We start from the raw sequence: 10699 nt of genomic DNA, 5'->3' as shown, positions 1-10699 counted from the left end.
TGTAGGGTGCACTGTTCCCGGACCGTGGAGCGGGGGACCCGCGATGCGAGCCTACATGGATGTATTCACGGCGTGTCCGGGAACAGTGCACCCTACACCGGACCGGACGCGACACCACCCACAGGGTTTTCTGCTATTATTGACGCCTTTTTTATTACGTCAGACGAAGAGTAGAACCATGCCCGTTTATCGCTCCAAGACCACCACCGCTGGCCGGAATATGGCTGGTGCTCGCGCCCTGTGGCGTGCCACCGGGATGAAAGACGAAGACTTTCATAAACCCATTATCGCCGTCGCCAACTCCTTTACCCAATTTGTGCCCGGCCATGTTCATCTCAAGGACATGGGCCAACTGGTCGCAAGGGAAATCGAAAAAGCCGGTGGTGTGGCCAAAGAGTTCAACACCATTGCGGTCGACGACGGCATCGCCATGGGCCATGACGGCATGCTCTACAGTCTGCCCTCGCGAGACATCATCGCCGACTCCGTCGAGTACATGGTCAATGCCCACTGTGCCGACGCCCTGGTGTGCATCTCCAACTGCGACAAAATCACCCCCGGAATGCTGATGGCCGCGATGCGCCTGAACATCCCTGTGATTTTTGTATCCGGCGGTCCTATGGAAGCGGGCAAAACCAAACTCGCAGATCACAACCTGGATTTGATTGATGCCATGGTCATTGCCGCCGACGACTCGGTGGACGACGAAACCGTGGCCGAGTACGAGCGCTCCGCCTGCCCGACCTGCGGTTCCTGCTCCGGGATGTTCACCGCCAACTCCATGAACTGCCTGACCGAGGCACTGGGTCTGTCACTGCCCGGTAACGGCACTCTATTGGCAACCCACGCCGACCGGGAGGAGCTGTTTCTTGAGGCCGCCCGACGTATCGTGGACATCACCAAGCGCTACTATGAGGAAGACGACGAGCGGGTGCTGCCACGCTCAATCGCCAACTTCAAAGCCTTTGAGAACGCCATGGCCCTGGATATTGCCATGGGCGGTTCCACCAATACCATTCTGCACCTGCTGGCGGCCGCGCAGGAAGGCGAAGTCGATTTCACCATGTTCGATATCGACCGCCTGTCTCGCGAGATTCCTCAGCTGTGCAAAGTCGCACCCAACACTCAGCTCTATCACATTGAAGACGTGCACCGCGCCGGTGGGGTCATGAGTATTCTGGCCGAACTCAACCGGGCCGGTCTGCTCCATGCCAACCTGCCCACCGTTCACAGCAACACCTTCCAGGAGGCGCTGGATCACTGGGATATTACGACGACCACCTCCGATGAGGTACGCACCTTTTACAAGGCCGGTCCGGCGGGTATCCCGACCCAACAGGCGTTCAGTCAGGCCACTCGCTGGCCCAGCCTCGATGACGACCGCGCCAACGGCTGTATCCGCTCACTGGAGCACGCCTTTACCCGCGAAGGGGGCCTGGCAGTCCTGAAGGGCAATATCGCCCTGGACGGCTGTGTGGTGAAAACCTCGGGTGTCGATGAGAGCTGCTGGGTGTTTGAAGGGCCGGCGCGTGTTGTGGAAAGCCAGGACGAGGCGGTCGATGCGATTCTCAGTGGGAAAGTCATAGCCGGCGAAGTGGTAATTGTTCGTTATGAAGGGCCTCGCGGTGGTCCCGGTATGCAGGAAATGCTGTATCCCACCAGCTACCTGAAATCCAAGGGGCTGGGTAAGGATTGCGCACTGCTGACCGACGGCCGTTTCTCCGGCGGGACTTCTGGCCTGTCGATCGGACACGTATCGCCGGAAGCGGCGGCGGGTGGCGCCATTGGTCTGGTAGAGGACGGCGACACCATTCTGATCGATATTCCCAACCGCAAGATCGAGGTGCGCCTGAGTGACGAACAACTGCAGGCGCGCCGCGACGCCATGAATGCGCGGGGCGAGCAGGCGTGGAAACCCCAAGAAGCCCGTCCGCGCAAAGTCAGCACCGCCCTGAAAGCCTACGCCATGCTGGCGACCAGTGCCGACAAAGGGGCCGTCAGGGATCTGAGTAAACTCGACTGAGTCCACCTTGCGAGCACTTGGCAGGGACGCCTCGCGCGCTGCATTCAATTTTGCCCGATACAAAAAAACCGGCTCTAGGCCGGTTTTTTTGTGCGTTGAGAGCAGAGGCTTAAGCGCCTGGCAATACCAGACCGTCTTCCTCTTCCCACTTACGCTTGCGCTCCTGATAACGCTCTTCTTCTTTACGAGCCTTCTCTTCGCGCGCTTTCTCTTTCTCGGCGAAACTGATCCACTGCTTGGCCGCTTCTTCGCTGCGCTTGTCTTTGGCCGCTTCCTTCAGAGTCTCAATCGCATCGTCATACTGCTCCAGATTGACATAGGCAGTGCCCATGCGCAGATACACCTGGTCAGCACGTTCAACCCCTTTATCCAACGCTTCACGAGCTGCGTCGATAGAGTCTTCGTAGCGATCGTTCAACATGTAGATAGCGGACAAGCGCGCGAACAGATCGCCCTCGTCAGACTTCTCGGCCGCCTTTTCCATTTCAACCATGGATTTTTCAACTTCCTGAGCCATGCTCCAGGCATTGGCAAGAAGCTCCAGATTGCGGGAGGTCGGCTCGATGATCTCATCCTCGTAGATACCTTTTTCAAGGACCTTGGCGGCCTTGTAAGGGATATCCCGATCGAGATACATGGAAGCCATGGATACCAGGATGTTTTCCTTGTCCAGGCCGTCGAGCAGATACACCACTTCCAGGGAGTGCAGACGATTGTCGAACTCTTCCAGCAGGCTGTACATGTCAGACAGCTGGCGCCAGGTCGACACCTTCGGGTAGTCCCGAACCATCTTCTTCAGCACATTCAGCGTGTTTCTGTAATCTTCTTTTTCGAAGTACAACAGACGCTGCATCGCATACCAGTTTTCTTCGGGAACCTCGCCATCCTGCTCGGCCATCTCAACCGCTTCGTTGACATGAACCAGCGCACGATCCGCATCACCCATCTGGTAGAACAGCAGAGAGAACACGTAGTACTGGTCGGCGTCGATACTGGTGACCATGTTGGTCCAGTTTTCGAAGGCGTCCAGTGCTGCATCAAAGTTCTCTTCCTGCATGTGCAGCTTGCCCAGAACCTGCCATGTGGAAGTTTCCAGACCCGATGGAATCTGCGGAGAACGAGCTACAACCTTTTCGAACGCATCAATGGTGCGATCCATGTTATCCATCTGGAAATGGACATTGGCAACGAAGTTGTAGATCTGAGCCTGCTCATAGGCGTTGTATTCGCCGATGTTGCGTTCCATTTCCTGCAACAGACGCAACGCTTCGTTCAGGTCCGGCTCACGACCGGAATCTTCTTCCGGATCAATGAAACTCTGAACCTCAGAGAGCTCTTCGTTCAACCGCTGACTGATACCGGGAATCCGGCGGGTTTCCGGCGGCGTGCTGGACGGCCTGATGAGCTCCTGGGCCATAACACTGCCCTGAAGCCAACCACTGGCCTCCGGTGCCACCTCATTCACAACCACAGTAGAGACGGCAGGAGCGGTGATCAGCGCCGCCGCCAACAGGCTGCGATTCAGCGTACCGGCAAAAAATGCTTGTAGTTTATTCACTGTCATAACCCCCAACCTACTCGTCCGCCAGTTCAAAGACGAAACGATAGCTAACACCGGCCACTTCCACCGGCTCGCCGTCTACAGTCCGCGGACGGAACTTGAAACGCTCTGCAGCGCGAATCGCCGAACGGTTGAAGATACTGGTCTCGCGACCTTCGGTATCCACGGCATCCACCACCACTACGTCACGAGTTGAACCGTTGGTCGTCACGGTAAAGCTTACCGTCACAAAACCCTCGATTCCGCGCTGAGCCGCGCGACGTGGATACTCGGGCGCCACCGCCACGATAGGCATATATTCGCCGTCACCGGAGAAGTTGCCACCCGTGCCCATGTTCATGTCGAGCCCCATACTCGGCGCAGCCATGTTCAGAGCACTCGCATCAACATCCGGAGAGTCAAACTCGGGCTCCGGAATATCCGGCGGAGGTTCATTGGGATCCTCCGGCTTCTGTGGCTTAGCCGCCTCGTACTGCGTTTCAATCTCCGTATCCGGCATATGGATGTCGGCGATTTTACGGTCTTCCGGCTTTTCGTCCTGACCAAGGTCGGAGTTGATCAAGGACTGCATCAAAAACAGCAGGGCCACCGTCACGACGACCGACAACCCCCCCGCGATACCTACTCTTGCAAAATTCATAGCAGCCTAGTTCTCTTCAGTGGAGACAGCGACGTTGGTAATACCCAGCTCGCGTGCGGATTCTGTAATGGCAATAACAAACTCCATATCAGCACCCTGGTCCGCCTGGATAACCACTGTCCCATTCGGGTTTTCGGCCTGCAAACGCTCAATTTGAGCCCGGACACCACGTTTGTCCACCTGCTGCTTGTCGATCCAGATTTCGTTATTTGCGTTAACGGCAATCAGAATCGCAGCCTCTTCCTTCGGATCCGCGGTGGTCGCTTCAGGACGATTGACTTCAATCCCCGTCTCTTTAATGAATGTAGCAGTCACGATGAAGAAGATCAGCATGATGAACACCACATCGAGCATGGGCGTCAAGTCAATGGCCTGAGCTTCTTCTTCGGCTTTCTGATTGTTCCTGCTCATGGGATATCTCTTAAATACCGGGTTTAAACTGGGTGCTCGCCTTAGTGATCCATCGTCAGGTGATCGGCAAACAGGTGATTTTCGCGATCGGCAATCCGCTCAAGGTAAGTGTTGGCAAACAGGCCGGAAAGGGCCGCCACCATACCTGCCATGGTCGGAATTGTTGCCCGCGATACGCCGCCGGCCATCTGTTTGGCGTCGCCGCCGCCCGTCATCGCCAGAACGTTAAACACCTCGATCATACCGGTCACGGTACCGAGCAGACCCAACAGAGGGCACAGACTTACCATGGTGGCAATCATGTCCATGTTGGTGTTGATCTTCTCGGAGATCCGGGAAATCATCGCCTCACGAATTTGGTGGGCATTCCACGATTTCCGCTCACTACGGCTTTCCCACTGATCCAGTGCCGCCTGGACATCGCTTTTCAGACCACCTTTGAAGTACCAGACCCTCTCAAAGATGAGGGTCCACATCAGGAAGGTTAGGATGGCGATGAGCACAAGCACACCGCCCCCTTGATCCAAAAAGGCTTTAATGGCTGCAAACGCTTCCATTATTGCCGTCATGGTCTATCTCCTACTTATTGCGCTCGGAGTTCTCGGCAACGATGCCGGTAGTCTGCTCATCCAGAATGTGGATGATACGCTTGGCGCGACCGTTAACAATGGTGTGCAGCAATACTGTCGGAATTGCCACTACCAGACCCAGAACGGTGGTAATCAGAGCGGAGGAGATACCGCCTGCCATGTTCTTCGGATCGCCGGCACCAAAGATGGTGATCGCCTGGAAGGTCAGAATCATACCGACCACGGTACCCAACAGACCCATCAGCGGCGCAACGGCAGCGATGATCTTCAGCAGGGCCAGACCACTTTCAATCTTCGGACGCTCTTTCAGAACGGCTTCTTCAAGCTTCAGTTCCAGAGTCTCGGGATCAACCCCTTTGTTGTCCTCAGCCACCTGCAGCACACGACCCAGCGGGTTGTTGGCGCTCGGGGTGCTGGACTTCAGCTGAGAGGTCACTTTGGCACTGACCGCACTCAGGACGATGATCCGCCAGATACCCAGCAGGAAGCCGAAGATACCCACGGCGGTGATGACGTAGCCTACGCCGCCGCCCTGATGCCAGCGCTCACCCCAGGTGGGGCTGTCGATCAGCGCGGTCAGCAGAGAACCGCCGGTCGGGCCAGTCGGGTCGATACCCACACGAACGAGGCCAGAATCGGCCGCTTGCAGGTTGGCAGCCGCGTCCTGAATGTTGCCGGCAGGCTGACGAGCCAGCTCTTCCATTTTGGCACCATCCGGAATAAAGGCCAGGTACTTGCCTTCGGACACCAGGTTGTAGGAACCGATACGGACAACTTCCTGATCCACCTTGTCGCCATTGGGTTTGATCACTTCGCCATTAAACGTGACGATGCGACCGCTTTCGACCATCTGACGCTGCACTTCGTACCACAGGCGCTCGATTTCCTCGATGCTGGGCAGACGAGTGTTGCTGTTCATCTTGTCGATCAGGCCATTCAGGAACTCACCCCGGTTCGGGTATTGAGCACTGATGATTGAAGTCTGAATGTTAGAACGCAAGTCACCTGCAGTTGAGGTCAGGTGACCGAACAACTCACGCAGAGAACCCAGACGCTCATTCAACTGGTTGCGCTTGGCATCCACTTCGAGCTCTTGCTCGTCGTAGCGGGCTTCCAGGGTTTCAGAGCGGTTTTCTTCTTGAGCCCGGGTATTGCGAGCCTGTTCCAGCAACTGCTGCTGCTGGCCGCGCTCCTGACGGAACTCAGCTTCGCGCTGACGGTGCTCCTGGGATTCGTTGACACGTGACTCACGCACCATCTCCAGCAGCTCGTCGAGCGAACCGGCCTGGTCATCGTCTTGGGCCAGAGCGACATTGGCGCTCAGCAGACCCGCGGTCAGGGCAACCAGAGAGCCCTTCAAAAACGTCATCTTCATTGTGCTGCCTCCGGAGCCTGAACGGGTAACATCATGATGTCCTGGCTTGCCTGGTCACGGGCAATGCGCAGACCCTTGAGAATGTGATTCCGGTAAGAATCATCGAGCGGAACCCAGGCTTCCTGTTCTTTATCCCAGGCGCCCTGCTGCTCGGTATCTGTGGTCTGATACATGAGGGAGATACGACCAACGCGCAGAATGTTCACTTCGCGCTCCTGGCCATCCACTTCCAGCGAATCGCGGTAAGTATCGAGGAAGCGACCGTATTCAGATTCGATGCGATAGGCTTCCAGAACCTGGCGGAACTTTTCCGCCACGGAAATATCGGCGCGATCCTGATTGTCACGCAACATCTGCAAGCGGGCACGACGTTCGTCCAGGTGGAAAGGCATGTCCAGCTCTACGAACTGCTCCAGTGCGTCCAGCATGTTCATGACCAGCGGCTGAATCTGACGCTCGATCACGGTGACCTGCTCGATGGACTGATCCAGATCGCGCAGTACGCGCTGCTGGGCTTCGATTTGACGCTCCAGCTGGAGATTGTAGGTACGCAGACCTTCAATTTCCTTGTTTACCACCTTGAACTGCTGCAGCAGATCGTCGGTTTCCTGGGCCAGGCGGTCAATCCGCTGTTGAGATTCCTGGGCCATTGCGGTTTTGGCCTCACCGACCTGGAGAATCTGCTCCAGGGTTTCATCTGCCACGGCAACGCTACCCATTAGCGCGCCGGCAGAAAGCGCGGTGGTCAGAGCCACGGCTTTCAATCGCTGCTTTTTCATATTTCCCCCAACTCGGGTGCTTGCATCAGATGAGTTTGCGACAGGCAGCTGCCACACAACACGTTATCCACACAGTGCCTTCAAAAGGCTGGCAAAAACCTCTACGAGGCAGCCAAGAACGCAGCATTGTAATAAGAGGCTTACTTCACATTCAATGCTTTAAGGAAACCGTTTCCCAAGTGGGTAGATCGGTATCACTCAGGTAACAAATTGTCCCGCTGACTGTCTGATTAAAGTAACACCTGCTTAAAAATTGACCAATACTTTTGCGCTGTCATCAAACGGTAATACGATCGTACCGTTGAAAGACGTGCCCCACCGAAGCGTCATTCGCTCCGGGCTGCTCGTCGGTGAGGTGCCACTCTTCGCCACTGAGCGACGGAAAGTGGGCATCCCCTTCCACCTCCAGGTCGATCCGGGTCAGATAAACCCGATCGGCCAGAGGTAAACTCTGGCGGTAAATCTCTTCACCGCCCATAACCATGATTTCCTCAGCGTCCGGCTGCTCCCGGCGGGCCAAGGCTATCGCGGCCTCGATACTGGTCACCCAGCGCAGGCTCGGATCCCGCGCCTCTCGAGACTGCCGGCTCACCACAATGTTGAGTCTTCCGGGCAGCGGGCGCCCGATGGACTCATGGGTCTTGCGTCCCATGATGACCGGTTTGCCCAGAGTAACCGACTTGAAATACTTCAGGTCGCCGGGCAGATGCCAGGGCAGCTCATTGTTCCGGCCAATGACTCCATTGCGGGCGGCCGCCACTATTAAGGCCACAGTCATACGTCGAGGTTCCCCTTTTCTGTGACGAACTTCACACCGCAATCGGTGCCTTGATTCTCGGATGGGGGTCGTACCCCTCGAACTGGAAATCTTCCAACTGGTAATCAAACACCGATTCCGGTCGGCGCCCGATCACCAGCTTTGGCAACGGCCGGGGTTCGCGGCGCAGTTGCTCGTAGACAATATCGTCGGTCAGGTGATTGTGGTACAGGTGACAATCACCGAAGGTGTGCACAAAGTCCCCCACCCCCAGGTCACACTGCTGAGCAATCATGTGGGTCAGTAGCGCATAGCTGGCAATATTGAAAGGCACCCCCAGGAACAGGTCGGCGCTGCGCTGGTAGAGCTGACAGGACAACTTCCCGTCCGCCACGTAAAACTGGAACAGGGTATGGCAGGCCGCCAGAGCCATCCGCCCCTGCTCGGCGTTCTTCTGGGGGCTCAGGGACTCATCCGGCAGGTCCGCCGGATTCCAGGCACTGACAATCAGGCGCCGGGAGTTGGGGTTGGTGCGAATCTGCTCGATCACCTCGCCGATCTGATCGATGGTGCGACCATCGGGGCAGGCCCAACTGCGCCACTGCTTGCCGTAGACCGGACCCAGATCTCCCTCCGCCGTGGCCCATTCGTTCCAGATTTTACAGCCACGCTCTTGCAGCCAGGTGACATCCGTGCGCCCCTGCAGAAACCACAAGAGCTCGACAATCACACTTTTCAAGTGCACGGTTTTGGTGGTGACCAACGGAAAACCGTCAGACAGATCAAACCGAAGCTGCCGCCCGAATACCGACCGGGTGCCGGTTCCCGTCCGGTCCCCACGATCCAGACCGTTGTCGATGACATCGCGCATCAGCGCCAAATACTGTTGCATGTTGAATTACCTGATCCCCAAAACGTTCGAACTCAGCGTCCCGACTGCCGGCGCTTGACCTGTTGCTGCCAGCTCCACACCAGTACTCCGATACCAAGAATGAGCATCGGCAAGGAGAGCAATTGCCCCCGGGTAACCCAGCCAAACAGGTCAAAACTGATGTGCTGATCCGGTTCGCGGAAAAATTCGGCAAAAATTCGGAAACAGGCGTAGAGCACCAAAAACAGCCCCGCCACCGTGCCCCTGGGGCGAGGTTTGGATGAATACCAGTACAGCACAGTAAAGAGTACCAACCCTTCCAGGGTTGCCTGATAAAGCTGCGAGGGATGCCGTGCAATGCCCTCGGGGTCTTTGGGAAATACCATGGCCCAGGGCACATCGGCCGCGCGCCCCCACAGCTCCTGACCAATAAAGTTACCCAGGCGCCCCAGCCCGAGACCAATAGGGACGAGTGGCGCGACAAAATCCGTCAGTGCCAGGAATGACACTTTGCTCCGCCAGGCGAACAGGGCGAGCGCCACGATGACCCCGAGCAGCCCACCGTGGAAGGACATTCCCCCTTCCCAGACCCGAAACAACCAGATCGGGTCGCTCAGCCAATAATTGAAATGGTAGAAGAAGACATAGCCAAAGCGCCCCCCCAAAATCACCCCGAAAGCCACATAAGTCGTGAGGTTTTCCACCTGGGAGCGCTGGACCACCGTATGCGGAAAACCAGCCCGGCGCAGAGCCAGAAGCCAGGCGCCGGCAAAGCCGAGCAGGTACATCAGACCATACCAGTGAATATCCAACGGACCATAGGACTGGCCGGCAAACTCAAACGGGCCAATACTCACGGCCACCGGGTCAATTTCGGGGTATTTCATAAGCCTTGCTTATCGCAGTCAGTGAACGGTGGGACAAATCAGTGCGGGGGAATACTACCACTGTTGGATGACGAACACAGTGCCTTCGCCCGACCGGCACTCAATCGGTGGAGCTGGCGGGGCGAATCAGGCGCGTTGCGCCGAGATCACGCAGGGTGTCGTCGACGCGCTGGCGGATCTGATCGGCGTCCGGCAAGGTCATCACCTCAGAAAGCAACGCTCGCGCCTGCTCCAGGCTGATACTGCGAATCACCGACTTGACCTTGGGCAGGTTGGTGGCGTTCATCGACAGCACGTCATAGCCCATGGCCATCAGCAGAATGGCCGCCCCCGGGTCACCGGCCAACTCACCACAGATCCCCACGCTGACGCCCTCGGCGTGACCGTCGTCGACCACGCTGCGCAGCGCCCGCAGCACCGCCGGATGGTAAGCCTGATAGACATCGGCGACCCGGGCGTTATTTCGGTCCACCGCCAGCAGGTATTGGGTCAGGTCGTTGCTACCCACCGACAGGAAGTCCACCCGGGCCGAGAGCTCTCGGGCCTGATAGACCGCCGAGGGCACTTCGATCATTACCCCGAGCGGCGGCAGCTTGACCGAGTGGCCCTCTTCCAGCAATTCATTGAAGGCCCGATAGATCAGTACCTTGGCCGCCTCCAGCTCGGGCACGCTGGTAATCATCGGCAGCAGAATCCGCAGGTTATCCAGGCCTTCACTGGCCTTGATCATGGCGCGAATCTGGGCCAGAAAAATCTCCGGATGGTCCAGAGTGACGCGGATGCCGCGCCAGCCCAGGAAGGGGTT

The 10699-nt window shown here is 57.2% G+C and carries 11 protein-coding genes; 1 reads left to right on the top strand and 10 read right to left on the bottom strand.

The window, feature by feature from the left end:
• Positions 1 to 178: 178 nt before the first annotated feature.
• A complete protein-coding gene (gene ilvD, locus B3187_RS02450; protein ID WP_286804461.1) occupies positions 179 to 2023 on the top strand; it encodes a dihydroxy-acid dehydratase in 1845 nt (614 codons plus the stop codon).
• Positions 2024 to 2132: 109 nt separating this feature from the next.
• On the opposite strand, the gene B3187_RS02445 is transcribed toward ilvD, so the two are convergent.
• The 10 genes from B3187_RS02445 to B3187_RS02400 all read right to left on the bottom strand — a co-directional run.
• A complete protein-coding gene (locus B3187_RS02445) occupies positions 2133 to 3581 on the bottom strand; it encodes a tetratricopeptide repeat protein (RefSeq protein ID WP_170162888.1) in 1449 nt (482 codons plus the stop codon).
• Between the two features lie 16 nt (positions 3582 to 3597).
• A complete protein-coding gene (locus B3187_RS02440; RefSeq protein ID WP_123638386.1) occupies positions 3598 to 4224 on the bottom strand; it encodes an energy transducer TonB in 627 nt (208 codons plus the stop codon).
• Positions 4225 to 4230: 6 nt separating this feature from the next.
• Positions 4231 to 4635 (bottom strand): ExbD/TolR family protein, encoded by a 405-nt coding sequence (locus B3187_RS02435; RefSeq protein WP_123638387.1) that lies wholly within the window; start codon positions 4633 to 4635, stop codon positions 4231 to 4233.
• A 41-nt stretch (positions 4636 to 4676) separates the two neighbouring features.
• Positions 4677 to 5204: a MotA/TolQ/ExbB proton channel family protein gene (locus tag B3187_RS02430; protein WP_024461373.1), complete on the bottom strand. Its 528-nt coding sequence runs from the start codon at positions 5202 to 5204 to the stop codon at positions 4677 to 4679.
• A 10-nt stretch (positions 5205 to 5214) separates the two neighbouring features.
• A complete protein-coding gene (locus B3187_RS02425) occupies positions 5215 to 6600 on the bottom strand; it encodes a MotA/TolQ/ExbB proton channel family protein (RefSeq protein WP_123638388.1) in 1386 nt (461 codons plus the stop codon).
• On the bottom strand, positions 6597 to 7379 hold the full coding sequence (locus B3187_RS02420) for a DUF3450 domain-containing protein (protein ID WP_123638389.1): 783 nt from the start codon (positions 7377 to 7379) through the stop codon (positions 6597 to 6599). Before B3187_RS02420 ends, B3187_RS02425 begins: the two co-directional genes overlap by 4 nt.
• Positions 7380 to 7656: 277 nt before the next feature.
• The gene (gene folA, locus B3187_RS02415; RefSeq protein WP_286804460.1) at positions 7657 to 8157 is read right to left on the bottom strand and encodes a type 3 dihydrofolate reductase; all 501 of its coding nucleotides are present in this window, start codon (positions 8155 to 8157) and stop codon (positions 7657 to 7659) included.
• Positions 8158 to 8188: 31 nt separating this feature from the next.
• Positions 8189 to 9028 carry a thymidylate synthase gene (locus tag B3187_RS02410; protein ID WP_123638391.1) on the bottom strand — a complete coding sequence of 280 codons (840 nt, stop codon included), beginning with the start codon at positions 9026 to 9028 and terminating at the stop codon, positions 8189 to 8191.
• A gap of 32 nt (positions 9029 to 9060) precedes the next feature.
• The gene (gene lgt / locus B3187_RS02405; protein ID WP_286804459.1) at positions 9061 to 9894 is read right to left on the bottom strand and encodes a prolipoprotein diacylglyceryl transferase; all 834 of its coding nucleotides are present in this window, start codon (positions 9892 to 9894) and stop codon (positions 9061 to 9063) included.
• A gap of 100 nt (positions 9895 to 9994) precedes the next feature.
• Positions 9995 to 10699 (bottom strand): putative PEP-binding protein (locus tag B3187_RS02400; RefSeq protein WP_349678194.1); only part of this gene is annotated, 705 nt, incomplete at its 5' end.

This window comes from Marinimicrobium sp. UBA4209, from assembly GCF_002381585.1.
Classification (GTDB): domain Bacteria; phylum Pseudomonadota; class Gammaproteobacteria; order Pseudomonadales; family Cellvibrionaceae; genus Marinimicrobium; species Marinimicrobium koreense.
Note: the sequence above shows the minus strand (reverse complement) of the source record. Positions and strands in the feature narration are given on the sequence as shown.

Coding starts and splice junctions, on each gene's coding strand:
- ilvD (WP_286804461.1), top strand. CDS start 179: ATGCCCGTTTATCGCTCCAAGACCACCACCGCTGGCCGGAATATGGCT.
- B3187_RS02440 (WP_123638386.1), bottom strand. CDS start 4,224: ATGAATTTTGCAAGAGTAGGTATCGCGGGGGGGTTGTCGGTCGTCGTG.
- B3187_RS02435 (WP_123638387.1), bottom strand. CDS start 4,635: ATGAGCAGGAACAATCAGAAAGCCGAAGAAGAAGCTCAGGCCATTGAC.
- B3187_RS02430 (WP_024461373.1), bottom strand. CDS start 5,204: ATGACGGCAATAATGGAAGCGTTTGCAGCCATTAAAGCCTTTTTGGAT.
- B3187_RS02425 (WP_123638388.1), bottom strand. CDS start 6,600: ATGAAGATGACGTTTTTGAAGGGCTCTCTGGTTGCCCTGACCGCGGGT.
- B3187_RS02420 (WP_123638389.1), bottom strand. CDS start 7,379: ATGAAAAAGCAGCGATTGAAAGCCGTGGCTCTGACCACCGCGCTTTCT.
- folA (WP_286804460.1), bottom strand. CDS start 8,157: ATGACTGTGGCCTTAATAGTGGCGGCCGCCCGCAATGGAGTCATTGGC.
- B3187_RS02410 (WP_123638391.1), bottom strand. CDS start 9,028: ATGCAACAGTATTTGGCGCTGATGCGCGATGTCATCGACAACGGTCTG.
- lgt (WP_286804459.1), bottom strand. CDS start 9,894: ATGAAATACCCCGAAATTGACCCGGTGGCCGTGAGTATTGGCCCGTTT.